This is a genomic window from Paenibacillus sp. LHD-38 (assembly GCF_031157315.1).
Classification (GTDB): Bacteria; Bacillota; Bacilli; order Paenibacillales; family Paenibacillaceae; genus Pristimantibacillus.
Map to the genome: position 1 here is coordinate 136,018 of NZ_JAVIFU010000010.1, position 26,602 is coordinate 162,619.

19 protein-coding genes and 1 other RNA gene are annotated in these 26,602 nt (G+C 45.5%); 8 read left to right on the forward strand and 12 right to left on the reverse strand.

The genetic code is table 11. The features are described from left to right. Window positions 1-14: 14 nt before the first annotated feature. A complete protein-coding gene (locus RCO25_RS11010) occupies window positions 15-1,181 on the reverse strand; it encodes an MFS transporter (RefSeq protein ID WP_308996201.1) in 1,167 nt (388 codons plus the stop codon). Between RCO25_RS11010 and RCO25_RS11015 the strand changes: the two genes are divergently transcribed. The 4 genes from RCO25_RS11015 (at window position 1,164) to RCO25_RS11030 (ending at window position 7,639) form a co-directional block, all read left to right on the forward strand. Then, complete coding sequence (locus RCO25_RS11015) at window positions 1,164-1,454, forward strand: type 2 periplasmic-binding domain-containing protein (RefSeq protein ID WP_308996202.1); 291 nt, start codon at window positions 1,164-1,166, stop codon at window positions 1,452-1,454. The two genes, RCO25_RS11010 and RCO25_RS11015, sit on opposite strands and share 18 nt — an antisense overlap. Before the next feature lie 153 nt (window positions 1,455-1,607). Further along, window positions 1,608-2,489 carry a DNA-primase RepB domain-containing protein gene (locus RCO25_RS11020; protein WP_308996203.1) on the forward strand — a complete coding sequence of 294 codons (882 nt, stop codon included), beginning with the start codon at window positions 1,608-1,610 and terminating at the stop codon, window positions 2,487-2,489. Window positions 2,490-2,728: 239 nt separating this feature from the next. Beyond that, window positions 2,729-3,358 (forward strand): YfbR-like 5'-deoxynucleotidase, encoded by a 630-nt coding sequence (locus tag RCO25_RS11025; RefSeq protein WP_308996204.1) that lies wholly within the window; start codon window positions 2,729-2,731, stop codon window positions 3,356-3,358. Between the two features lie 387 nt (window positions 3,359-3,745). Beyond that, window positions 3,746-7,639, forward strand: a complete 3,894-nt coding sequence (locus RCO25_RS11030) for an endo-1,4-beta-xylanase (protein ID WP_308996205.1) — start codon at window positions 3,746-3,748, stop codon at window positions 7,637-7,639. 359 nt (window positions 7,640-7,998) lie between these two features. Here RCO25_RS11030 and RCO25_RS11035 read toward each other — a convergent pair whose 3' ends face one another. Both RCO25_RS11035 and RCO25_RS11040 read right to left on the reverse strand, forming a co-directional pair. After that, window positions 7,999-8,955, reverse strand: a complete 957-nt coding sequence (locus RCO25_RS11035; RefSeq protein WP_308996206.1) for a copper amine oxidase N-terminal domain-containing protein — start codon at window positions 8,953-8,955, stop codon at window positions 7,999-8,001. Between the two features lie 256 nt (window positions 8,956-9,211). Then, on the reverse strand, window positions 9,212-10,918 hold the full coding sequence (locus tag RCO25_RS11040; RefSeq protein WP_308996207.1) for an SWIM zinc finger family protein: 1,707 nt from the start codon (window positions 10,916-10,918) through the stop codon (window positions 9,212-9,214). 189 nt (window positions 10,919-11,107) lie between these two features. Between RCO25_RS11040 and RCO25_RS11045 the strand changes: the two genes are divergently transcribed. Then, window positions 11,108-11,371 carry an AbrB/MazE/SpoVT family DNA-binding domain-containing protein gene (locus RCO25_RS11045; RefSeq protein ID WP_308996208.1) on the forward strand — a complete coding sequence of 88 codons (264 nt, stop codon included), beginning with the start codon at window positions 11,108-11,110 and terminating at the stop codon, window positions 11,369-11,371. Further along, window positions 11,361-11,774 (forward strand): type II toxin-antitoxin system death-on-curing family toxin, encoded by a 414-nt coding sequence (locus RCO25_RS11050; protein ID WP_308996209.1) that lies wholly within the window; start codon window positions 11,361-11,363, stop codon window positions 11,772-11,774. Before RCO25_RS11045 ends, RCO25_RS11050 begins: the two co-directional genes overlap by 11 nt. A 254-nt stretch (window positions 11,775-12,028) precedes the next feature. Here the strand turns inward: RCO25_RS11050 and RCO25_RS11055 are convergent, their stop codons facing one another. From RCO25_RS11055 to RCO25_RS11075, 5 genes are all read right to left on the reverse strand, one after another. Then, the gene (locus tag RCO25_RS11055) at window positions 12,029-12,982 is read right to left on the reverse strand and encodes a DUF3800 domain-containing protein (RefSeq protein ID WP_308996210.1); all 954 of its coding nucleotides are present in this window, start codon (window positions 12,980-12,982) and stop codon (window positions 12,029-12,031) included. Window positions 12,983-13,174: 192 nt separating this feature from the next. Continuing rightward, window positions 13,175-14,569 carry a TIGR02679 domain-containing protein gene (locus tag RCO25_RS11060; RefSeq protein ID WP_308996211.1) on the reverse strand — a complete coding sequence of 465 codons (1,395 nt, stop codon included), beginning with the start codon at window positions 14,567-14,569 and terminating at the stop codon, window positions 13,175-13,177. Continuing rightward, on the reverse strand, window positions 14,566-18,744 hold the full coding sequence (locus tag RCO25_RS11065) for a TIGR02680 family protein (protein WP_308996212.1): 4,179 nt from the start codon (window positions 18,742-18,744) through the stop codon (window positions 14,566-14,568). Before RCO25_RS11065 ends, RCO25_RS11060 begins: the two co-directional genes overlap by 4 nt. Before the next feature lie 15 nt (window positions 18,745-18,759). Then, window positions 18,760-19,977 carry a TIGR02678 family protein gene (locus RCO25_RS11070; RefSeq protein ID WP_308996213.1) on the reverse strand — a complete coding sequence of 406 codons (1,218 nt, stop codon included), beginning with the start codon at window positions 19,975-19,977 and terminating at the stop codon, window positions 18,760-18,762. Between the two features lie 36 nt (window positions 19,978-20,013). Then, on the reverse strand, window positions 20,014-21,558 hold the full coding sequence (locus RCO25_RS11075; protein ID WP_308996214.1) for a TIGR02677 family protein: 1,545 nt from the start codon (window positions 21,556-21,558) through the stop codon (window positions 20,014-20,016). Between the two features lie 1,910 nt (window positions 21,559-23,468). Here RCO25_RS11075 and RCO25_RS11080 point away from each other — a divergent pair. Next, window positions 23,469-23,672, forward strand: coding sequence for a hypothetical protein (locus RCO25_RS11080; RefSeq protein ID WP_308996215.1), 204 nt, complete (start codon window positions 23,469-23,471; stop codon window positions 23,670-23,672). A gap of 83 nt (window positions 23,673-23,755) precedes the next feature. Here the strand turns inward: RCO25_RS11080 and RCO25_RS11085 are convergent, their stop codons facing one another. From RCO25_RS11085 to smpB, 4 genes are all read right to left on the reverse strand, one after another. Next, on the reverse strand, window positions 23,756-24,148 hold the full coding sequence (locus RCO25_RS11085) for a type II toxin-antitoxin system death-on-curing family toxin (protein WP_308996216.1): 393 nt from the start codon (window positions 24,146-24,148) through the stop codon (window positions 23,756-23,758). A gap of 1 nt (window position 24,149) precedes the next feature. Continuing rightward, the gene (locus RCO25_RS11090; RefSeq protein WP_308996217.1) at window positions 24,150-24,443 is read right to left on the reverse strand and encodes an AbrB/MazE/SpoVT family DNA-binding domain-containing protein; all 294 of its coding nucleotides are present in this window, start codon (window positions 24,441-24,443) and stop codon (window positions 24,150-24,152) included. Between the two features lie 146 nt (window positions 24,444-24,589). Further along, window positions 24,590-24,954, reverse strand: a transfer-messenger RNA (tmRNA) gene (gene ssrA, locus RCO25_RS11095). A gap of 293 nt (window positions 24,955-25,247) precedes the next feature. Then, complete coding sequence (smpB, locus tag RCO25_RS11100) at window positions 25,248-25,727, reverse strand: SsrA-binding protein SmpB (RefSeq protein ID WP_308996218.1); 480 nt, start codon at window positions 25,725-25,727, stop codon at window positions 25,248-25,250. A gap of 136 nt (window positions 25,728-25,863) precedes the next feature. Between smpB and RCO25_RS11105 the strand changes: the two genes are divergently transcribed. Then, a complete protein-coding gene (locus RCO25_RS11105; protein WP_308996219.1) occupies window positions 25,864-26,592 on the forward strand; it encodes a copper homeostasis protein CutC in 729 nt (242 codons plus the stop codon). Window positions 26,593-26,602: the final 10 nt, after the last annotated feature.

Genomic DNA, 26,602 nt, shown 5'->3' on the forward strand with positions numbered 1-26,602 from the left:
CCAGCTTACCGCAGTTAAGCTATATTAGCCTTGTGGTTTTGAATAGGCAGCTTAGCTCGAGGACGATGATGAAGCAGGTAGTAAGCGGCAACGGATAACAAAGTAATGAGCCCCGCGACAACATACATCATTCTGTAATCCGTAAAGGAAGCAATCAGTCCCATAAAATAAGAGCCCAATCCGTAGCCTAAGTCAAACAATAAGAAAAAGGTTCCCGCAGCGCTCCCCCTGCGATGTTCGGGGGCCAGCTTCAAAGCAAGCGTTTGAAAGCAAGGCAAGAGGGCCCCATAACCTATTCCCATGATGACGCCGGACGCCAAAACCATTGTTCCGGAATGAGCTTGGCTTAATAAGAGCATGCCGATGGCAAACAATAAAATCCCTGGATAATAAAGATAATGTTCTTTGTATTTATCGAATACTTTGCCGATCATAGGACGGAACAAGACAATCATGATTGCAAAGGTTACAAAAAAATAACCCGTGACATGGGATAAATGAATCTCAGCCGTGAAAGAAGAAATAAATCCAGATAACGAACTGTAAGAAAAGGCAAGAAAAAACCCAACCAACGAAATCGGCAGCGCCTTTGGTTCGATAAAGTCACTCCAGCTTATGCCCCGCTTCCTTTTTATAGGCGCTGCGATCAGAACAGGCTCGGCAGTATCCCGCTTCTCCTGAGGCATCCGCATAACCATCGTAAATAGGAGAGAAAGCGCTGCAATGGCACAAACGGCCAACAGTAGTACATTTATGTTCTTATCTTTCCACAGAAACAGACCGAGAGCAGGTCCGACAACCATGGCAATGCTCATAAACATACTGAAGTACCCCATGCCTTCGCCTTGACGTGAATCCGGGACCAGCGCGGAAGCAACCGTGCTCGTAGCCGTCGAGGCTACCGCATAGCTCATTCCGTGAATAAGGCGAATAACTAGGAATAGGAAAATCCCCTTAGAGCCGAAATAACAGATACAGGCGATAAGAAAAATGACCAGCCCGATTACAGCCATTTTCTTTTTCCCAAACCGATCTACCCATTGACCCGAAAAAGGCCTGATCAAAACACTTCCGAGAACATAGATGGTAATGACCAATCCCATCTGTTGTTGATTCCCATTCAAGCTGTCTTTCACATATAACGGAAATGCTGTCGCGAGGATATGGAAAGTAAGAAACATGAAAAAACTGCTCATACATACAACAAAAAAATTCCGCGTCCAGATTCTCTCTCTAACCAACAGAGTCTCTCTCCTGTCTTGGGACTCGGCATCACCTTCACCCTTCCCCTCTCTTTAGGGAGAAAGGCCTCAAACCCGGCGACCGCTCAATTAAGAATAACGGAACCGCATTGTCAGCGAACATTCGGTATCGCATGGAATAAGAATCATTTTTTATCACAAGCTGCCATTCAATTTCGCCTGTTTGCCATTAATTTTTTTAGTAAACTTTAAGAAATTATCAAGTGTCACAAAGTAATACCTACGACACCATATCCCCTGTTGAAAAATGGGTCCTATCCTTCACACTTGCGACATCTCGCCAGAATATGATTGTTTAGATAAGAACCGAGAATGTAACGCAAGTTTTGAAGGGGATGTGGTTTAGTGACACGAAGATTAAGTTCAACGAGATATTCCAAACCTTTGCGACAGTTCTCTAGTCATGCACGCAATTTCATTAAAAAACTAGGCTGCAAGCAGAACGAAAACCTGCATTTTATTTTAGTCCATGATGCTAAGCAGAAAAATCTAGGCTTTAGTCCTTCTTCAAATTACCCAGCGATGACGCTGCATAAACCTCTAAAACTGCTAGAAAAACTTACGCCTCGCATCACACTCTTTTCCAAGAACAACGATCTGATCCATGTATTCAGCCAAAATAAAAAAGGCTATGCGGTTTTTTTGGAGATTAATTATCGCGAAACTAGAAAAAGTGATTTTAAGAAAATTAGAGCACAATTCATCGACGTTGACTTAAACAAGATTTCAGAACATTTTCACACAAGTGAACAAGTCCAGCAGAGAATTGAATCACTCCAATCCGACCCTTCAGAGCAGATTCTATCCATTACAATCAAAAGAAATAAACAAGGTCTATATCATCTCCTAGCTCAGCGAACAAAAGAGAGAGTAGCGATTTTGAAAAAAGAGTTTATAAAAAAATATAGGCGGCGAATTAAGGATACGATGATTATCGAAACTAAAAACGGATATCACATCTATTGGGTCCTGCAAGGCGGGTCTATCAACAAATTCGTTCCCATTCAAAAAGCTTTAGCTCAAAAGTTCAGTTCTGATCCCATGATTACAAATCTATCAAGAGTCATGCGTATACCAGGCTTCTACCATATGAAAAATCCTGAAAGTCCCTATATGGTTAGGGCCATACAATGGGGCAGAAAAAAACCGTTCACACAAAATGAACTCATTCGTTCATTAGCATTAAAACCTCTTTTCACAGCGAAATCCAGGCAAAAGCCTCGGTAAGACTTCATTCTTCGAATATTATTATCTGATTCACCTTTTGGAAAATAGCTATGAACCCGACCTCATGCGGTCGGGTTTTTTATGGTTGGTGAAATCAGGAATATGCCACAGTCCAAAAAATATATCCCGACGCTTAAGTTTCCATATCTTACATAATTAAATTAATCGTCCAATAACAAATCATCTCTATACTAACTGTAACGCATCACTTAATACCATATGGAGAGGAATAACATGTCATGGGAATCCATACGTACTTTCAATCGCTTAACGATCTCGAACGTATTATTCGCTGTCCAGGCAAGTTTAAGTTTGAAGAGCACAGCGTAGCCGCTCATTCATGGAAGGTTGTGCAATACGCCAAAACATTGGCAGATATTGAGGAACGCAATGGCGTCACGATAGATTGGAAAAAGCTTTACGAAATTACTAGCAGCCATGATTACGGTGAAATATTTATCGGCGATATTAAAACACCCGTTAAGCATTACTCACTGGAACTGCGCGGCATGCTCCAGCAGGTCGAGGAAGGCATGATTACTCTTTTTATAGAGGAAAATATTCCTGAGGAGCTCAAGCCTACTTTTTTCAGGCAACTGCGCGAGGGTAAAGACGATTCTGTCGAAGGCCTCATTCTCGAAGTGGCCGATAAACTTGATCAAGTGTACGAGGCCCTTTCGGAATTGCAAAGAGGCAACACAGAGAAGGAATTTGTAATTATGTACCGCGAAGCGCTTATCAAAATCAAAAAAATAAAACTGCATTGCGTGGATTATTTTTTAAAGCATATTTTACCTGACATCGTTAAGGAAAGCTCAAATTGTCCTATTGATATCAAAAAAATTACAAAGGAAGCTTTAGAGCTTTAACTTCCATTTCAAACCTCATCACTACTTCCAACCTCCACTCCCTCTTCAACTAATTCTACTTACCTACCTGCTTCATTGCCTTCTTTTCGTGAAACGTTCCTAGAGATCGATTAGATCATTAGGAACGTATTTTGCATGAAATGCTTTTCTCAATTAAAGAATAGATAATCACCGTTTCATAGAATTAATAGTGTGACTTGTGTGAATTCGCCATATTTTATAAAACCTTTCGACGCAATATTTAAAAAATACAGTATGTTCTATAGTTCTTCTAGTCAAACGTTTTTTTGATACACGTTATAATTAAGCTCTGGAAAGGAGAATTAAGCCAAAATTATGTAAGCGCTTTACTTGCTTTACCAAATTATATTAGGGGGAATGCAACAAATGAGTAGAACGCTCAAACAGGTTTTCTCGATCTTACTCGCAGCCACTTTGCTCATCCCTTCAGGCTGGCTCGCGCCGGTCTCGGAAGCTGCAGAGCCGGAAATACCTGTTTACCATGAATCCTTTGCAAGCGGCAAAGGTGCTGCAGCGCAATCAGGCAACGCCAGCCTGACGCAATCCACTGATAAAGTATTTGCTGGCAATGCTGACGGAGCAGCTTTATCTGTTAGCAACAGAAACAACGACTATGATGCGGTTGATTTCAAATTCGCCGACATCGGTCTGGCAAACGGAAAAACCTACACGGTGACCGTTGCAGGCTATGTAAACGCTGATGTGGTTGTGCCTACCGGCGCGCAAGCTTATCTTCAAACGGTGAGCAGCTACGGCTGGTTGGCAGGCGCGGATTTTGCAGCCGGACAAGCTTTTACTCTAACGAAAGAGTTCACGGTTGATACCAGCAAAGATACGAGCTTACGCGTTCAATCCAACGCTGCTGGGGCCACTGTTCCGTTTTACATTGGAGATGTATTGATTACCGAAAAGGCGGCTTCTGGCGGCGGTGAAGAGGAAACACCTAGACCGCCAGCACTCGACTTCGCTGCAATCACCTTCGAGGATCAAACGGATAACGGATTTGTAGGCAGGAAAGGAACTGAAACACTCACCGTTACCAACGAAGCCAATCATACCGACGACGGTTCATACGCTTTGAAAGTAGAGAACAGATCAGATAGCTGGCATGGGCCGACCTTGCACGTGGAGAAATATGTGGATAAGGGCTCCGAATATAAAATTTCGTTCTGGGTCAAGCTGATCGCACCCGCTAGCTCGCAGCTACAGCTGTCTACGCAGGTTGGTGAAAGCAGCCCTAGTTATGTTAACCTTGCCTCAAAAACAATCAGCACCAGCGACGGCTGGGTTTTGTTCGAAGGAACATACCGTTACACCAATGTAGGCAACGAATTTTTGACCATCTATGTGGAAAGTTCTAATAATAAAACAGCATCTTTCTATATCGACGATATCAGCTTTGAAAGCACAGGCTCGGGCCCCATCGCCATTCAGAAAGATCTAACTCCGCTCAAAAATGCTTATCAGGACGAGTTCCTGATCGGAAACGCAATATCGTTAGGAGATCTGGAAGGCGTTAGGCTTGAGCTTCTCAAGATGCATCACAATGTCGCTACGGCAGAAAATGTAATGAAACCGGATCAGATGCAGCCTGCGAAAGGCAACTTTACCTTTACCGCTGCGGATGCGCTTGTGGATAAGGCTCTGGCTGATGGACTTCAGATGCATGGGCATGTGCTGGTATGGCATCAGCAGACGCCTGCGTGGATGAATACGTCAAACGGTTCCCCCTTGGAACGGGATGAAGCTCTCGTCAATATGAGGACCCACATCGAAACGGTTATGGAGCATTACGGCAGCAAGATGATCTCGTGGGACGTCGTCAACGAAGCGATGAACGATAACCCGTCTAACCCATCGGATTGGAAAGCGTCACTGCGTCAATCCCCTTGGTTAAGTGCCATTGGATCAGATTACGTAGAGCAGGCGTTTTTGGCGGCAAGAGAAGTGCTGGACGCTCATCCAGAATGGGATATCAAGCTTTATTACAATGATTATAACGAAGATAATCAAAATAAAGCTCAAGCCATTTACAGCATGGTAAAAGAAATCAACGATAAGTATGCGCTGACTCACCCTGGCAAACTCCTCATCGACGGCGTCGGCATGCAGGCGCATTACAATGTAAACACGAACCCGGACAATGTTAAACTGTCCTTAGAGAAGTTTATTTCCTTAGGCGTAGAAGTAAGCATAACTGAGCTTGATATTCAGACCGGAAGCAGCTATCAGCTCCCCGAGCAGCTTGCGAATGCTCAGGGTTACTTATACGCGCAGCTGTTTGAGATCTACAAGGCTCATGCAGCAAATATCAAGCGCGTGACCTTCTGGGGACTGAATGACAGTTCGAGCTGGAGGGCCGCTAACAATCCGTTGTTGTTCGATAAGAATCTGCAGGCCAAACCAGCTTACTACAGTGTAATCGATCCGGATAAATTTATGGAAGAGCATGCGCCTGTTTCGGCAGATGCCAAACAATCAACCGCTAATTTTGCTACGCCTTCAATCGACGGTACCGTTGACGCTGTTTGGAGCGGAGCGACAGAAATACCGGTTAATCGCTTTCAGATGGCATGGCAAGGAGCGACCGGCGTAGCAAAAGCACTCTGGGATAATCAAAACTTGTATGTTTTGGTACAAGTTAGCGACGCACAGCTTAACCTAAGTAACGGTAATGCATGGGAACAGGATTCCGTAGAAATCTTCTTGGACGAAAACAATGCAAAAACATCATTCTATCAAGATGACGATGGACAGTACAGAGTTAACTTTGACAACGAGACTTCATTCAATCCGGCAAGCATCGCAGACGGTTTCGTATCGGCAATTAAAGTTTCCGGCACAAGCTATACGGTTGAAGTAAAGATACCGTTTAAAAAGATAACGCCAGGCAGCGACAAGAAACTTGGATTTGATGTACAGATTAATGACGCCAAAGACGGTGCCCGTCAAAGCGTTGCCGCATGGAACGATACGACCGGCAATGGTTACATGGACACTTCCGTGTACGGCGTACTGACCCTCGCCAGTAATGCCGTTAATCCCGGCGGAACCATCGGCAACGGATCTAACCCGTCGACAGGAAACGTTGAGGTAAAAGACGGCAATGTTACGATTCACCCTGAAGTGAAAAACGAGGGCGGCCGCGTAACAGGCACAGTCTCCAACGAAATTCTGAAGAAGGCACTTGAGCAAGCCGCGCAAGCAGTAAACGGCAAGAAACAAGTCGTAATCGAAGTGCCGAAGCAATCAAACGCGAATTCATATGAAGTGCAATTGCCGGCTCAAAGCTTGAAAGGTCAAGAAAACTTCGTGCTTTCGATGCAGACAGAAAATGCAACGATTGAGATTCCAAGCAACATGCTGTCCAATGTGACGGACAACGCTGAGCAAGTATCCATCCGTGTAGCCAAGGCTTCTACAGACAACTTGGATGCAGCTGCCCGCGAACGGATCGGTAACCATCCGGTATTGGATCTGAACATGGTAGTCGGTGGCAAAGTCATCGCTTGGAACAACCCGAATACGCCTGTGACGATCTCTGTTCCTTATGCACCGACAACAGCAGAGCTCAGCCATCCGGATTCGATCGTGGTTTGGTACATCGCTGAAAATGGCGATGTGACATCGATCCCGAACGGCCAATATGATGCGGCAGCCGGAACGGTTGTTTTCCAAACAACTCACTTCAGTACCTATGCTGTGGCCTCCGTTGTCAAAACCTTCGGAGACCTGAAGAACGTGCCATGGGCGAAGCAAGCAATTGACGCAATGGCAGCGCGCGATGTCATCAAAGGAACCTCAGCGAACAGCTTCTCTCCTGCAGCTTCCATCAAGAGAGCGGATTTCATCGCCCTCCTTGTAAGAGCACTTGGTTTGCAAGGTACAGGCAAGAATGAAGTAATGTTCAGCGATGTCTTAGAAACCGCTTATTATTATGATGAGTTGGTCATCGCGAAGGAACTGGGGATCGCCACCGGCTTTGGTGACCATACGTTTAAACCAAACAGTGATATCTCCCGACAAGATATGATGGTGCTGACGACACGTGCGCTTGAGGCAGCCGGCAAGCAGCTTGAACCGAGCGGAGCTTTAGACGCTTATCCTGACGCGGCGAGTATTTCCGATTACGCGAAAGACAGCGCTGCTGGTCTGGTAAAATCCGGTGTGGTGAACGGCAAAAACGGTAAGATTGCGCCGAATGATTCGCTCACCCGAGCGGAAGCGGCAGTCATCGTGTACCGCATCTGGCATTTGTAATCAAAGACGATCGAGTTGCAGGGGGCGCTTAGCCCCGCCTCTCACCTATGTAAACACGCAAGTGTTTAAAAAAGTTTTATCCCGCTAGTTGCAGTATAAACAACAAAAGAGCCAAGCCATCTTACACATGGCCTGGCTCTTTTCTGTTTTCGGTTCAAACGCTATATAAGCAAAAACCCACAACCTCGAGCGGTTGTGGATTGGCATGGTAGAGGCACGGGGATTTGAACCCCGTCCGAAGACCACACAACATCTGTCGATTCATCAGCCAGATGAGAACGCAAAATAGCAGCTTGCTTTCCGCATACCGAAACATAGTCATGCCATCTTTATTAAAACCAGTCCGCAGTAAATCAACTTTACGTTATTGGTACGATTTCCTTTCGAACCTCATTCGGAAGCACGAGCGAAATCGTTCCAAATGAATGCGTCGCATCTTTGTATCCAGTTTCTGTATAGTTTCCATCGACATCGATCAGGCCGCATCCATGGACAGTACTCCCGTAAGGTTTAACGTAGAAATAAAGAAAGGGCTTGTTGATTTTTGGTGTCGATCCTGTGCGGTCCTTAAGCTTATCCGCAAATAATTGCTCAATGGCATTGCTTTCTATCTCATCGACGTGAGCCTGCCAAGTGGCCACGAAAAAATCATCCTTATACTCAAATAATGTTATGGTTTCATTGTTTTCGATCATGAAAAACCGCAAAGCCTCTCCCTCTGGAAACAGGAATGCCTCGCTGTAAGCAGGGTAAGTAGTTTCTAAAGGCGGGTGCTCATAATTGCGTAAACCGTATGCACTCATATTACCTACCAAAATGGATCTGCTTCTCGACAAGTCACCTGAGAGGATCTGAGCGAAGTAATTCTCATTGTACCTACCTGCATACGGCGATTGAATCGAGATGGTATTGTTTTTGTAGTCCAACTTGTAGCCGAGTTGCTCTGAAATGAACCGCAAAGGTACATATACCCGACTATTGATGGTTCTGACCGTAACATCCAATGAAACGTCAAACGTCTCACCAGCGGCACTATTCTCAACCCGAGCTGTCTTTTTTCCGACTGTCAGCGAAGCTTTCTTTGACCACTTCGTAACGATAGCGGTTTTCTGTTGTTGATTCCACTCGATTGACGCGCCGAGCGATTCTGAGACGGCGCGAAGCGGAACAAGCACCCTGCCCTGAACGATAACAGGTGCGCTGTCTGTTTGCAGCTGTTTGTTCTTTACCTTAATACTGATATTTTCGGCCGCAAGAGCAGACGAACTAAAACAAATCATGCCAATTACGGCGCACGCGGCAATAAGCTTTTTCATTCAGTTCAACTTCCTTTATGTTGTGATCAATACATTGATTGTCGCAAAAACTTACGATTTCAACCATGGTAATTATTGGAAGCCAAATGCAATTATACTACCCGTTACTTTAGTACTGAACCCCTGTCCAACATTACAAGTTGTGGTCTTGCACGGACAAGGGTTCATACAAGTGAGGGGATTTGAACCCTTGTCCGAAAATCACGCCACACAGGCTTCTACGGGTGTAGTCACAGTTTTGATGTCACCCGAAGATTTAGATTAGTTTAATCTTTTGCAGCTCGTCCATGAGAGCAGGTCTATTCCGATAAGTAAGACACAGTTGCTCAATGATCTCTTTCGCATGGACTCCCCCGCCTGCCTTAATGAGATGACGAATAATACCGCATACTTTCCGATACTCATTTCGATTCGAAGACCGGGCAGTTTCCTCTGATATGATTTGTATAAACAAAAGAAAAACTTCTTCTGCATGCTCGCCGATGAGATGAGGATAGTAGTCCAATAAGGTTTGTTTGTGCTTATGAACATATTTCAGCAGTCTCAGCGTCTCCTTTTCTTCAATAAGGACTCGAGTGTATAAGGAAGCTGTATTCCAATTCCTATCGCAATTCGTTTCTAGCTTGAATAAAAACCCCTCGTATGCTGCTTCCCATTCATCCTTGCTATACAATTCTTTTAAACGCAAGTAATAACTATGATCACCCGATACTGCGAATTCCTCTGCAAGTTTTATTTGATGCTCCACTTGATGAGTAAGCTCATAAATTTCGTAGCGACACTTTTTCCATTGATTAACAAGACCAAGATGCCCTTTAATGGTATCTTTTTGTTCTCCTTGCTCGGCTAGTTCCAGTGCTTTATCGAATTGAAGATTCTTTATCTCGTCTTCAATTGCCATTTTGCGAAAAGCAGTAATGTCGAGATGAGCTTGTAAAAACTTCAATGCTTGGCTGTCGCCTTCAAGCTTTTGAATGACTTGGTACCGAAGCTTGGCTGCTTCCTCAGAAAAATAGGAACTGTATGATGATTTGTTTCTTTCATGACTTTCCAATCTTTCGATTAAATTACTCCACAAATCCTTTTCCGAAGCATTCGTTATTAAATAAATAGCACTTTCCATCAGGGACAATTGCCACTCATTCCACCCCTCTAAATTTGGATGAAGTGCCTCTTTTAGAAGCAGCTGAAATAGGGCTGGCCTATCCATGAAGGAGTTAGATTCAAATTGGCTAGCTGTATTCTGTACAACATTTAAGCATACCTGAATTAGACCTCCTACATATCCGTCAGAATCATCACACGACTGCATTAGATCTCCCATCTCATGCATAATGCAAAAACTAATTTCAACGGCACGAAGATGATGTCCACTTTCTAATGCATCCTCCGCTTTCTCCATTACTTTTTCAGCACCAGCTACAGCGTAGGGAACATTACGATATGCAACAAAGCCATGGCGATCGGAGTTTTGCTTAATAGACGATCGAATTACTTTTTTATATTGGTTTAATCCCTCTTTATTGTCGACATTAATAAATTTCAAAGAAAGTGCTTGCTCTACTTCCTTGATTTCATTGGAAAAATTGACAAGCAGCTTAATCAACTCGTCTTTACTGAGCTTAGACAATTGGTCAGCGATATTCTTTTTAGGAGCAGACTTGTTTTTAGGAGCGGAAACCACTTTTTCTTTACTAGATTCGTCTCTGATTTCCAAAAGCACAGCTGCTGCGTGCTTACAAATTGGTCCTTTATCGTAAGGACATTCGCACAATGTATAAATGACTTCACCACGTGAACCAAGCTGTATTTCTACATCGTATAGATCATTTCCCTCAACTTCAGCATGATAAACCAATGGCTCGATTTCATTAATGGAAAGGATATGACCGTTTTCTCGATATACTTCTCCTCGCTCAAGAATAATCGGATCTATGATATTCTCAATCTGATTCAGCTTCATGCCAATCCTCCTGTTTTCTAACCTATAATTATCTAACTCTATACTATCTAGTCGAACAAGAGTCAGGCAATAGCAAAATTTTGAAATGAGGAAAAAACCATTCTGCTACTACAAAACAAGCTTTATTATTCTTCAAACCCTATGTATAATTGTTATAACAGTTGAATAGTATAATTAGGAGTGAATACTATGGGTAAAGTGATGGAAATGGAGCGCAAGGTTACAAAGTTCGGCAATAGCCTTGGCATTACGATGACAGAAGCATTGAAACAAATCGGCCTGGATGTTGGTGACACTGTGCATATTGATATAAAAGAAACAGATGGAGAAATTATTATTCGCAAAGCAAATAAAGTCGAGTTACCAGCTGGTATTGGCGCCGATTTTTTAAAAACCCTCTCACAAGTAATGGAACAATATGACGATACTTTAAAAGGACTAAATGATCGCTAGTATGGGGATACGTTATTTATCTGTCCAAGAAGTCATTGCGATTAATGTAGCTTTGATTCAAAAATATAGCCCTAGTGAACACGTTGGTGTCAAAGATAGCGGCTTAATGGAATCAACTATTCTGCGTCCACATTCATCCGCCTTTGGTGATGATGCCTATCCATCACTAATAGATAAAGCTACTGCTCTTTTTGAATCATTAGGTATGAATCATCCATTCCAAAATGCTAATAAGAGAACAGCCTTTGCAGCTCTTGTTATCTTCCTACAGTTGAATGGATATCGTTTTGTGATGAATCAGAAAGACGCTGAAGATATGACCGTTGATATGGTGAATCAAAAATATTCTTTTCAAGAACTCTCTACTCTTATAAAAGAACACTGCGTGGATAGAAAGGAATAGCAAAAACCCGACCTCACGAGGTCGGGTTTCTCATATTGGTGGAGGCGAACCGTGGCTGTGCAAAACCACAATGCGCCGCGGAATGATGATGCGGTTGTTTGGCGTGATGGCTTAACAACGTTAAATCGAAGCGCTTTTCAACATATTACGCGCTCTAAAGACCTCTCACGCTACTAGTCCGCCTGCTTTAACTTAGATTGTTGATTATGCAAGAGTCAAGTAACTAAGCCTTTTTATCAATACAACATTATTATTTACATTTGTAAAAATGAATTTCTTCCTCTTCCTTCTATTTCATCTTTATACCCAAGCAGCATTCTCAATCTAGTGTTTGGATATTCCATTAGTTCTCTATAATCCCGAGTTGTTCGATCAGGATGATTTAGTAATATGGTTTGTAATCGCGTCATTTCTTTGATATCGAATTGAGTTTTGTACACCATAAATCTGGATAGAAAATTACTCACTGGTATTTCAGAAAGAGCTTCACTACCTTCCCATCTAAACAACTTTATCTGTTTTTGAAATCGTTCGATATTCTCAGCCTCGGTTAGAAAACGATATACAAGATCACTCTTTATGATCGAAGCATCCGACTTTTCCATATAACCCAGTTCCATCAGAAAAACGATCATCCCCATAAATGTATCGATAATTTGTAAAGGAACTGACTCATGAGACGCATGGGAACGCACCGATTCAATTTTATATCTTTTATTTCTATAGACAGAGTGGGCATTCATTTGCTCTTTTAATTTGGAATACAATCTTAATACCCTATATTCGTCATTTCGATCAACACTTATTTTCACATCTATGTTGTTAGGCAGCGATAAGCGTCGTGTTACGCCATAAAACAACCTCTCGGGAATTTTGATGTAAAGGAGACTACGAAGCTCCAACATGGATAGGTTCATCTGTTGAGCAATCGCTTGAGCTTCAGTATTGCTTACAATAAGAATATTGATATTTATATCCTGGTTTATAACATAGTGCAACACTTTAAAATACTTCTTTAAGTACTGATCATGGTTATATTCCCTGAAGTGAAGCTCACTTCTAGTATTTAAGGTTCTATGTATATCTCTGATTGACCTGGTAATACTGGCTAATGTGGTATCCATACCACCATATGCGCCATAATAGGAATAGTCCTTTCCAGGCTGGTCAATTTTATTCGCCTCATCAAAATAAATAAGGAAACTCATAAAGAACTCCCCTCCTTTCCGATATCCCATTAATCCAACTTAAGTTTCACTTGACTTCGACCGTATCACATAATATTCTATCTTTACACATATAATACGTTTGAATGTAGTCTTCTCCGCTTCGTTAGCAGAGCTGGCTGCATTCGTAAATAACCCTTCTCCGCTTCGTTAGCAGAGCTGGGTTATTTTACTTTAAAGAACCTTTCTAGCACGATTCCAGTCTTCCATCAGGAGCAGAATGAGTTGTTCTTGGTACAGCTTTTCACCGTTTTCTTTGAGAGCAATGGCCAATTCCGGGTCCCATGCAGCTCTTGTCTCTTGCAAACGATCACACTCCTCGATCGAGAATGGAACCGTTCGTAAGGTTGCTGCAACATTAATATAATTTTCAGTATCAAATCGCCATGGTACGAAATGGTCCGGGTAGCGGTTAGCCAATACGTTTCCGATTCCTAATCCTTTTACGTCATAATCACCGGAGTAATACAGCTTCCCCGCCAATGACTCCTCTCGGATGTAACGATCCAGTAGCCTCAAAGCAGCAGCACTAGCTGGGCCGCTCGTACATAGAAGTAAAGGGGGAGGTGGATGATTGCTTTTTTCTTCTCGCTCTCCGCCCATCGTCGTTCCCCTGCAATCAACCAGTGTCGAGAACACAGGAGGATTTTCAACAATATATATATCAGAAACAAGAGGTATTTCCACCATTACCTCTACTTGCCTCAACGTCATTACATAGGGGTGAGCAACAGTCCCATTACCCGGAAGATAAACGTGAACCAATGATGACAAATCGTCATCCAGAATTCCCGCTGTCCGGTAAATCTCTCTTGCTCTCAGACTATCTACTGCGCCGTCATCATCGTTCAGGCCGACTGCTTCTACCTTCTGGCTATCTCTCATTCTTCTCTCTTGATCAAATCGCAAGCCCCGGAACAGCAAACGTCCTGCCGGTGTCGTCCGATCCAGCGCATGCGAATCACCAGATACCGATGCAGCTAGCACAGGTAATCGAAGAGTCGAACGTCCGAGTTGCTGGGCTATCGCAAAGCGATTAATCCATGCACGAACCGCAACCATTAACTCCAATTCAGCTGTTGCAGGGGACTGTTTCCACAGATCACGCAGCATCCGATACCCGGCAGTTACGGTTCCTTGTTGTAGCTCACTCAGCCAGAACTGCAAAGCTGGCTCAAGTTCGCTTCCTTCCGCCTGCCGTTCAACATTAGAAAAGAGTTGCTGCCAGCCTTCTTCGGCCAGAAGCTTTTCGTCCGACTTGGTTAACAATAACTTTCCTACAAGGAGTTTATGCAAGTCAGGGATCGAGTCGCATGGGAACACAGATTCACGCAATTCCTTCTCGAAATCCAGCAGCGGCACTCGAATCGTAGTCCCCGCTTTTTTGTTCCAGCCCATAAACGTGTTTATCGCTTCACATTCATCATGCGTAGCATCATGCACGATAGCATGACCACCTGTCTTCTCCAGGCTGGCGTAACGCCTCCATATGGCTGGCAGCAGGCGGTAGAAACCAGATTGTGAGAAATAACTTACTGTTCGATTCTCTAAATTCCGTTGACTGCTCATACCACTGTATTATTCCCTTCGACATACTCCTTCCGTTTGCCGTTCCAACGGTAACGGAACAAAGTGACAAAATCAACATCCTTAGGCCGATAAATCTCATAGATAGCGAGCATCGGAACTGTATCATAGCAGCCCCACAGCACCTGGGAAGTCATCATATAATCAAATCCCATGTCCGTAAGCAGCTTGAACATGTCACGCATATTTTCCTCATCGACACCTGCAAAAGCCTCATCAAGCGAGATTAATCGCGGCGCATCATGTCTAGCATCCGAATAACGAGAAGATGTAGCGGCAAACAGCGGAATATACATTGCCATAGCTTTTTCCCCGCCGCTCATGACGTTAAAGCGCGCATCTGTCAGCGGCCTATAGCCGGTTTGTTCCCCTTTCTTATATTTCAGCTCGAATTGGAACCAATTCCGATAATCCAGTACACTGTACAAATGCAATCGAAGCGACTCCTTCTCGTCTATCGCTGATTGCTTGGCCCCTTGTACCTGAGAACGGAAGTGATGAATCATCGCCTCGATTTCATCTTCCCGTAATCGCTGTGAGTCGCGCTTTAGAAGCTCAACCAGCTCACTCGTATCCAGTTGTTGCTCACCGGACGCTGCCTTAGGCCCCCATTCCAGCTTAAGACGAAGCCCGCTAGAAGTGTCCCTTGCTTCCATTAACTTATTCATCTCGCGAATCCACTGCTCTGCCCGATGAATCCTTTGCCGAATCGCTTTGCCTACGCTACGCAAAATAATGTCCTCATACAACTCTCGGTCACGCTCGCTCAAGAGCGCACCTTGTTCTTTCTCTTGTTCCTCCAGTTCCTCCAATATGACTTGCGGGGGCAACGGCTGATGCGGATTGCGCATCGATACAACGAGAATTCGCCCCGTCAATTCGTCCAGAACGGTCTGCAGCACAAACTCTGTCAATAGCATTCGCGCTGCGTTAAACTGCATTAGCAAAGCGTTCGATACATTCTCGTCTTTTCTTCTGGAGAATAGCGATTCGTACTCCAACTTGATCTGCTTCGCGATCAACTGGAACGGCTCCTGCGCAGACACGGGCTTAGAGCTCTCCGTGATCGGATTTGATACGAGCTTCTCCCGCCATTCCTTCACAAGCCCTCTGCCCAGCTCTAGCTGAAGCCCTTCAAGCGTTTTCTGCAGTTGAATCTGTAACCCATCCGCTTGCTCCTGCAGCAACATAAGTCTGGCGTCTGCACGCGACACCTGATCCTTCAAGTCGTCAAGCGCACGAGCTCGCTGCTTATCGCGATTCCTGCAAATTTCGCTTTCCTCTCTAATCTCATTTAGCCTTCTTGCCACGTCGGCCAAGCCAAGCTCCTCAATAACACGTCTCAATGCTTCTGACTTCGCACGCTGATCCCGACGCCGCGCATCCAGCACATCAGCGAAATCCTCCTCGTCCTCCATTTCCAGTCGGATCGTTTGCAATTGCTCCTGCATCCGCAATGCGGCAGCCTGGGTATCCATAAACTGCCGCCAAGCGGAGAAAATATCTGATAAAGCACTCTCGTAATCCCGAATAACATGAATCGCTTCAGACAGCTCCTTCTCTCGTTTGAGTCTCGTCCAGTTCGTCGTCAGATCGTGCAGCTCGCGTTGCAGCAACCGACATTCTTCGGATTTGGCTTTATAGCGCTCAAGCGCCTTCACCTCCTGCCCCTGTGCGGCTTGCAGACGGTAGCCTGCCTCCTTCAGTTCCTGCAAGGCGTTAAGCAGCTCTTGCCCACCTGGATAAGCATCCCGATCCGCGATTAGTTGTTTTTCCCGCTCCAGCTGTTCATGCATCAATCGATTGCTCTCTTGTAGCTGGATATCGATTTGAGCAATAATCGCCTTAAGTCGTTCTATCTCCAGCATGCGAGTCCGCTTTCGCGTTTCCTTGCCAATAAACTCGGCGCGGGGCTTAACCGCCGCATGGCCAGCCAGCACTCCAAGACGATAGGAGCCACTGCCTGTAATAATACTGTTGAAGTCACCCTCATCCAGCAGGCTCCCGTCTTCATCCCATAGAAAGCTTCTAAGCACATGATCGACCATTTCATTCGTTAATGCACTGTTCTCCGGTACGTTCGGAGCCAGCAAATCAGCGAGCGTGTAACCGAACTCAATCGGGTGTGGAATAACCCACGACTCTTCTTCCCCGTCTTCACAAGCGCCAACCTTGCCATCCGGTGTAATCCACGCATCCAGCATCCCCGTACGTTCAAGAGCTTCTTCTATTTTAGCTCGCAGATTCTCTGAAACATGGGGACGAAAGTCGCACGCCGCATACAACGGAGCGCCCGACTGAACGTTCCTCCCCCGATAACGTGCTCTTGCTTCGATGCGCGCAGGCTCCGGCTCTTTGCTCTGCTCCCAGTTAAGCTTTTCCTGCTCGAGCTGATCGCGGCGATCATGCAGCTCCTTCTGTTCCTGCTCCATGACGAGCCTTTGATCCACTAGCGATTCTCGGTTATTCGTATAACGGGTCAGCATCGTTTCCCGCAATGGCTCGAACGAGACTTGCTCCGCACCGAATTGACGAATCGCTGAGAACACTGCACTCATATCCTCCGAGACAAATGGCAATTGTACCAATCTGCTTTGCCAGAACAGCAGCGCATCCTTCAGCACATTCTTCTGATCCTCCAACCGATTGTCTTTATCGCTCCTGTCGCGCTCTGCCTCATCCCTAGCCAGACTAGCCTCACCAAGCTCGATTTCGCGTTCTTTGGCCATTGCCGAGGCTTCCCTCTCCTGTGCTGCTTTCGCTAATGCCCGCTCCACCCGTTCTCGATGGCACCGAATATCGTTTCGCCACGCTTCCTTCCACGCATCGTCTTGCGGCACGCCGGTAGCCCAGTAGAGATGATAGATCGTATGCTCTGTAAACTCCATGTCACCAGCTGCACCCTCCAGCTCCTCCAGCAGCTCCGATTGCTCGCGCTGCGATTGGGCTTGGGCATACTGAGCCTCTTCCAGTTCATTGTTCAACCGATCCTGATTGATCCGATCCTTACGGAGCTTCTCATTTGAGCGCTCGTACTGCGTCTCCGTATCCTTCAGCGCAGCATTCACAGCCTCATATTCTTTCTGCTTACCAATTGCTTCATGCTGTTCCAGAACGGACTGCTCTACCGTCATCTCCTGAAGTTTACGTGCAATTACCGTACGCTCTTCCTCCACTTCCGCCTTCTCTTGCTCAGCTTGTGCCAGCTCCGCTTCGGTCTGACTTACTTTGGCAGCAACTGAATCGTATTCCACTTTGTCAGCCAGCATTTCCTCCGATTTGGTATAGAGTACATGCTTGTTATACAGCTCATAGCGTTCTTGCAGTTTGGCCATCTCACTGCGCTGCCGTCTAATTTCATCTAGTCGATCGGTCATCTGATCCATATCCTCGAGCACTTCCGACAACGGCCGGAGCTCATCCTCTACAAGCGGTGGCAGTGCTTGATGAAGAATGTCATAGATTGCAGACGGTTTAAAATCTTTCGACAGCTTCGGACTTCGCAGCTGGATCATCAATTGCAACAAATCTTGAAATGCATCAACATCCGCAAATCCAAATATTTGCTTGTTCACTAGATCCTGATACGACTTCTGGTCTTGGACAACGACTCCGCCACCACCAATGATCGCCTCTAACTCCTTGCGGTCATAAGGTACACGCGCCTCATCCTCGATCCAGCGGTTTCGGTCATACAACCAAAGCTGTTGCCCGACTCTTCGGCCATCCTCTATGACAAAGCCCCAGAACTGCACCTGTGACACATTTCTTCGTGCTCTAAGACCTATGCCAATCGTCTTGTATGCACCTGATCTTGTATGCTTGAATTCCATCCACAAATAGCCTGTCGAATCTGTCTTTCCCTTGCCTCCGTCATCCTCGCCTAGCAAATAGTACTCGATCCTGCGATCACGGGATCCGAAAGGATCGAGCCGATGCGCTCGTTTATCACCATCCAGTACAAGTGGGAGGAAGCTTTGCATCGTAACCGATTTGCCTGATCCATTCGAACCGCGCAAAATCAAGCGGCCATCCTCCAGTTGGAATTCATCCTCATCGTAATACCAGAAATTCAAAATACCTGCTCGATTCATCTGCCAGCGATCCGTGGTTGCTGACTTCTCGGTCTGCTCTTCCATTTGCGATATCAACACCATTGTTTATCCTCCAAATTAATCGAATTCGGCATTTCCGTACTCTGCATTCCATCTGGCTAATACAGGTGAAACAAGGAAGGTGGAATCACTCTCCCATTGTCCAAGCCCCCATTCTGCCAAATGTTCCATACATAACACAGCCAACTCTTGCGAAGCGCTTTCCCGCATTTCTTTGCTCCAATACTCCTTATGTTTCTGCTGAAGTCGATACAACATCGTCTCCATCTCTGCCTTTGTCACTCTAATAGTGCCGTTCTCTTCTGTATAGAGCTTACTGCTTGTCATTGCAGTATCGGATAGCTGTTTGCGCAGCTCCCCCGCGAGCAGCATAGCTAAATCCGATCCTGCCGACATCGTCGGAAAAAGCTCACTCTCACTCGTCAACTCGGGGTGAAAGAACAAGAGCCCCTCCCTGTATCGTCTGCCCACAAAGCCGAATGTCTTCTCCATTTGGTCAATAATAGCTCTGCGTTGCCAGAGTACGTACTGCAAATCTTCCTCGTCCCAGGCCTGATCCGTCATAACCGGTTCCAGAAGCAGCCTTCGATACACACGATGTCTTCGACGCATCGACTGGCCGTCCTGCGTTTCTGCATAAGGAATTGGATCCTCAAGCTCCTCTAGTCGATTGCATTCTGTTAGATCCCGTGGAAACCGCCGCAATACATAACGGGAAGCGGGAGAGCACTCATAGAGCACATTTTTCTCCGCATCCTGCGCCCAACTTGTCTCATCCCCATCCACACTGTGAAGAACCCCTAATGCTCTGAGCTTCTTAAGCGCACGTGTCATGGATAATCGATGAGAATAAATACGCCAATCAGCGTCGAGGCCTGCGCTTAGCATCTGCTCCCGCACTTCCTCCACGATGTCGGATAGCAGAAATTGATCAAACTCCGTCTTTCCTTCCAAGTACCATAAGCTATAGGTAAAAAAGATATAGTCCTGCTTCTCCCTGAATTCAGCGAATCCCATCCACGGAGACGCTTTAACCGGCGTTTTGTCCAGCTTGGCCAACGTTCTCGTCATAATAAGCGGAAATCCCGCTTTGTCCATGAACCAGCCTCGCAGCTCTTCATAATGATCCTTAATCGTATAATAAATGTCCGGATCTTCCTCTTTCGTAATCCATGGACGGTTCAACAACGCGTGCATGCCGGCTCTTTTGCGCTCAGCCACCTGCTCTTCATTCTTCTTCCGCTTGCTTGCTCTTCGCAATGCCCCGGTTGCCATCTCTCTTCCCTCCTGAAAGCTTAATAAGAATCACAGTCATTCTCTGGAGGCGGCAGCTTCCACATACGCATCAGTCAGTGTAAAGTGAAGCTCGTAATTTTCCAACTCCAATTCTCCATCTTCCGTATATAACATCGTTCGTTCACTCGCAACGCTTGGTCTCGACAGTCGGATGCGTACGCCCTCCGGCGTGATGAATGATCTGGATGTTCCGGCTGTCATGCACCGGCTAATCCATTGCAACAGCCTGATCCGTTCCTGGCTCGATAGTACACCAAACTCTGACATCCGCACCTGCCCTTGCTGCAGCAATCCCTCTATCATTCGCCATTCCTCAGCTTGTCGCAGCTTGAACGCTTCTCGCTCTTGCTGCTTGCGTTTCCCGTTATTGACAACAGGCTCTGTTCGTTGACGTTCACCGCGCTTGCGGCTGCGTGATCGCAGTAATCGAATCATAGGTCTTTCCTCCCAGGAGGACATGTCTGACCGATCCGATTCTCGCAAATCTTCTCCTTGCAAGTGTCGAGTCGCAAACAAGCCATACGCGAATGCTGCTAGACAATGAGCATCCTCTACTGTTTCGGATTCCGAGAACCAGCGGGCAAGGTGCTCCAGCTCTCTTTTACGGCTCAAACCGGAACGTTTACGCTCCTGTATTCGAATCGCACTGCGTACAATCCGTGCAATAGCATCCTTCGTTGCCCTCTCCAACAAAGTCAACTCACTATGCGCGTTGCCTTCCCCGATAAACCAGCGCTGAATGTTAGCGAACCCTTGTCGAAGCTCCTCCATCAATTCTTCTTGATCAGGCCCTTCCTCCAGACGCGGCTTATTCAGTTCCCCTTCGGCAACTCGCTTCAGAAACAGCTCCCGAATAATGTCGTTTATGCGCAGCAAATTCCCTTCGATTTTATAGGCGCTACGCTGTAATGCCTGAACGAATTGCTGCAAATATTCAGTTAGCTTCTCCTTAAACACAAGAAAAGCCTCCGTTACCATCATCTCTTCTGCCCTTGCTGTCTGCAGACTAGCGATGTAGTCTGCCGCATTCTCATGTAAACTGACAAACGATCGGTAGAGATTCTGCCAAATATCAAGAGCTTCCTCTGGGGAGATTTCATCGACAACCCGCCGAATCGTGAATAAACCGTCCGCAATCCGATCGAATAGGGAAGACTCGAGCGATCCACCGAAGCCGGTCACCTTCTCCAGCGTCTCCAGAAGCCGCTCGATCTCAATCGAATAGGGCCGCATAAAATATTGCATCTTTTTCCGCAAATATTCTTCCAACGTGGAAGAGCGTCCACCATCATGCCGCGCTGTAAGGTTGTTCCACTCAACAAGCTGATCCAGATCATGCTGACACATCTCAAGTGTATAGCCCGGCCACACCTGCCAAACAACGAGCGCCTCATGCACATCCTCTGGTTTCAGCCAATAGCGCAGCCTCTTATATTCCTGGTAACAATATCTCATAATTGCTCGATATCGAACGACATTATCCGCATTAACATATTTTAATTCCGGGATGCCCCGCAATGACTGAGCCAAGATGCCTGCCTTTTGGTTATGTGTATTCATGTCCATTGCTCTCCCCCATCAAACACTTCTTCACTAATTACCATCTTGAGTAGATTAATGTGATTTGGCAAGCGGTTAAGCCTGGAAAGGTTCACAGTCCTATTACAATGTTACAATTTGTAGTTGCCAAACATCAGTTCGATCGATTATAGTTAATTTATGGAATTAATATACATTTAAATGGAGGGTGGGCTTACGTTGAATGAATCGAATGTAGAAAATCTGTTATGGAAACAGTTAATAACGGCTACAAAAGAGAAGAAAGGCCGTTTACTTCAACAATTCAGCGAACTCCATGCCATTCATGTAGACGAAATCCGGGATCGCAAGCATCTTTCCGGGGATATTGTATGCCCTCAATGCAATGAGATCGGAACAAGTACCAGTTATGGATTTTTTGACTCCGCAAAACAGCGCCGCCGATATTTCTGTAAACCATGCAATCTGCATTTTAATGATTTAACCGGAACATTGTTTCACAATCGGAAGTTGCGTGATCATTTCATCCCTTTTCTCCGATTGATGCTGGAGGGTACTCCTATAAGAACAATTGCTAAAGAACTACATATTAGTCCGACTACCGCTCATACTTGGCGGCACTTGGTGCTTCAATACATAGAACGATATATGACTGACCTCGTCGCTGACTTAAACGTCGATTCAGAAGTCCTAATCGAAACATCAATTCGCGAAATCAACCCTTCGCATAAGGGATTGCGTAGTCGATGCAGCTCTGTTGTGCCTTATACGCAGCGAATCTATTTCCAATATGATCGACGTGGCCGCATTCAAGTCTCATTAATTCTACTTGATGCGTTAAAAACCAAGCGACAGCTCATTAGAACTGATACGTTCATATCCTTGAAAGGAAGACGGCTCTCTCACGTCAACTCCTCCTTGACGAGTCAGCGAGTGCTGCACCATAACAGGAACGTACAATATTTTCAATCCAAATTCGATATGATGTATACAAATATGAGAGGCGTAGCGCAGCCCTATTTGAACCGCTATTTGCACTGGCAATCGTTTTTAGAGCATCATCGTATGTTAAATCCAAGAGAAAAACTGAGAGTTCTCCTATTGGCATGCCTATAAGATATTTCTTGTCAAACTTCACTTTCTGATAAAAATTAAAAATCGAAAATTTGAGACTCATTATTCCCAACGATATATTGTAACATGCAGCAAACATCTCGTTGCTACCACATTCGCCAACTAAAGTCAGCCTCATGCGGTTATGGATTTACATGATGGGGGGCCGAGACGCTGTACCTTCGCTTCGAAGCATCTCATCGCTCTCTACGTGCGGATCGAACCTGGGTTCGGCCCCTCTATCTTATTCTCACTTGCTCCAAGTAACAATTCGAGTATCAGGGCCTTGACCAGACCACTCACGTCAACAAGTTGCATAAGACGACACTTTCGCTTTATTTTAAAAACGGAGTGATCAAAAATGTCTATAAGCTTCAATAAAAAAGAACATCGAGCCGTCGCCGCGATCATCCAGGAGCGAATCGACAAGCACCCGTCCCGCTTCCCATTCTCCAGATACCCCATCGAACCATTAGAAGAATGGAAGCGAGTGTTCTCCGATCCAGCATAGACCGAGCCATCGGCGTCAAGCTGCAAATGGCGCTATGGCAACTGATTGACAATCGAGCGGAAAGCGGAAAACCTCTCTACTACCTACAAGTGTTCAAGCTAAGTATGTTCATGGCCGGATACGGTTATAACCAGATAACCATCTCGCTATAGTAACATCGTGAGCGCTGTCCCAGCGGCGTGTCCAACGCATCCCTATTAAGTAAGCTGGAGGAATTGGAAGCACAGAAGCTGAAGTTGGAGCAGTTTATCCTCGAGCATTCTTCGAAAAAGCAACAAACGGTCATTACAGAGGATGCGCTCCGTCATTGCTTACATTATTTAAAGATCATGTCGCCGATCGCAATATCCCTGTGATCAGGAAATTCATTAACAGCTATGTAGAAAAGGTGATAGTTTACAAGGAGTATGAGGTGTTAATTCTGAGGGTTGCTTTTCAGCTTTTAAGGAAAAGCAAAAACCCACAACCTCATGCGGTTGTGGATTTACATGGTGGAGGCGAGGGGATTTGAACCCCTGTCCGAAGATCACGCCACACAGGCTTCTACGGGTGTAGTCACAGTTTTGATGTCACCCGAGCAAACGCCCCTATGAATCATCTGTCGACAGAATGTTCATTTAAAATGTTTGCTGTAGTCTCCAACGAATGAATTCCTTTTGCAATATCTACGATAAATTCCACTGCGTATTTACGTTCCATTCTTAGATGTTTTCCATTCAACATAAGGAATGATTTTGTAACCAGATAGGCTGTCCGTTTATTGCCATTGTGGAAGCAATGATTCTTCACCAGAGACTCTAGTAGGGCAGCGGCTTTGTCAAATAAATTTGGATAAGCATCTTCTCCAAAAACACTTTGCTGAGGTCTATGTACCGCAGATTCCAGCAAGCCGTGATCCTTCACACCCGCTTGGTCTGCGTCGTTCATTTTCTTCATCATGAAGTAGTGGGCAGAAATAACCTCTTCTTTGGTTAGGAATGTTGTCATTTCATCTATCCCTTAAATCCTCAAGGATACCTTCATCTTCTTCAAACACGTCAAAGAACGCTTCAAGAACTTCTGGTCTTACATTATCGGGGAGTTGAACTTGCCGAACCTTTTTCAATACCACTTCACCACGATCATTTTCAATAAATTCAATCTCATCGCCTTGTGAGACATTCAACTTTTCAGCCAGATTTTTTGGCAAGCTTACTCCCAAGCTGTTGCCCATTCTTCCGATTTTGCGTGAATAACGCTTCATATTCTGCCTATCATTTGTCACTTTGATCACACCATTCATATTCATTCTCCTTCCTATATTATGATCGGCCTTCAACCAGTTATACCTTATAACGGTTATTACTTTTATAACGTATGTACATCTTATCAAAATTCTCAACACTTATAAAGCAAAAACCCGACCTCACGAGGTCGGGTTTCTCATATTGGTGGAGGCGAGGGGATTTGAACCCCTGTCCGAAGATCACGCCACACAGGCTTCTACGGGTGTAGTCACAGTTTTGATGTCACCCGAGTATCGCCCCGTAACCGGCTATACGTTGGGTCAGCCTGATTGTCTTCTTCAGCTCACCGCAGGCGGAGATGAGACAGCGTATTCCACTACTTGTTAGCCCCTAATCCAGTCACATGGACGATGCTGGGTAGAAGCACGCACACAGTTTCTTAGGCTGCGAAAGCGTAGTTTGTTTGTTGTTTGCCGTTTAATAGGCTTTAGCGTTGATGAAGCAGACGACTCCCTGCTACCCGCAACCCGCGCTCGTACAATCCCCGTCGAATCCATAAACGCCCCCAATTTTGCATAAACGGCTAGCTGCAGATCTACACGACTTTCATGTATAGGCTCGGCACTAACGTTTAGCTCGATTGAAGCTTTAGGATTAAGGAGCAGTTACTGTCAGAATGATCAGATCATCTGGCAGGCCGTTCCGATTGTCTAGCACGAATGCATTTGCTTGATTACTCACTTTGTTACTCACTTTGTTTGTCTTGCCGTTGCTACTGCCTTAGTATAACACGAATGCGCAGCATATGTGCATATTTGTTATTGGCAGCAATGGCTGTTTGCTTCCATGGAAATAACCGCTTAACGAGCGACCTTCTGTTTCTCGCGCAAGGCACGCTGGATATCACGCTGAGCGTCACGCTTAGCTGCCGTATCGCGTTTATCGTATTGCTTCTTACCTTTACCTAGTCCAATCAACAGCTTCGCGTATCCATTGCGCACATAGATCTTCAAAGGAACAATAGCGTATCCTTCTTGCTTCGACAAGCCCAAGAGCTTGTGAATCTGTGACTTGTGCATCAATAACTTGCGAGCACGCGTTGGATCGGTGGGATTATGGATATTCCCTTGTTCGAACGGGCTGATGTGCATATTGTTTATGAACAACTCACCGTTACGAATCGTAGCAAAAGCATCACTGATGTTCGCCCTACCGTTGCGGAGCGATTTGATTTCTGTACCGAGCAGCACCATGCCTGCTTCGAACGTTTCCTCAATGAAATAGTCATGGGAAGCCTTCTTGTTCTGGGCGAGCTGCTTGCCGTCACTCTTCTTACCCATGCTAGTCACCTCGACTTATTTAAGCTAAAATAGTGGTGCACGTATTCTGGTGTTCATTGTAACAACTTTAGGAACGGAAATCAAGGCAGCGGTTAAGCATTCTTCTCTAATGCCCTGCCAAAAAAGGAGAATTCCCATGCTGCTTGAAATCATTGCTACTACAGCCGATGAAGCGGTTACAGCCTCATTGCACGGTGCGGACCGTGTAGAGCTTATCTCAGCCTTTGATCAAGGGGGATTGAGCCCCAATGAAGATACGATCGTTGCGGTAGTTGAAGCTCTTAAACGACTCGAACAATCAAACAGTACGCCCTTTCCCAAAACCACTCCCATACATGTCATGGTGAGACCACACAGCCAGTCCTTTGTCTATGATGAAGCTGATTTGCGTGACATGATTGCGTATATGGGAAAAGCCCGACGATTAGGTATTCATGCATTCGTTCTAGGATGTCTGCGCCCGGATGGGGAAATTGATACCGGAGCTTTAGAGCGACTGCTGGAAGCAGCCGGAGACCTTCCTATCACCTTCCACCGTGCTTTTGACGAAATTGCCGACCAAGAAGATGCACTGTCTACGTTAATGAAATACCTGCAAATTAAATGGCTGCTCACCTCAGGCGGAAAACCAAGCGTGATTGATGCCGTCGATCAAATCATTAGGTTGAATGATCAAAGTTATGGACATGCTATAACTATAATGCCAGGAAGTGGATTAACCGTTGCTTCCTTACCTGCTTTCTTGGCAGCAACGAAATCGCAAGCCGTACACCTTGGAACGGGTGTAAGAAACGGTGGAGTCACGGCACCCATCGATGGCGCACTTGTCCGGACGGCGCGTCAAATTCTAGATCAAATTCGGTAATACACAGCCT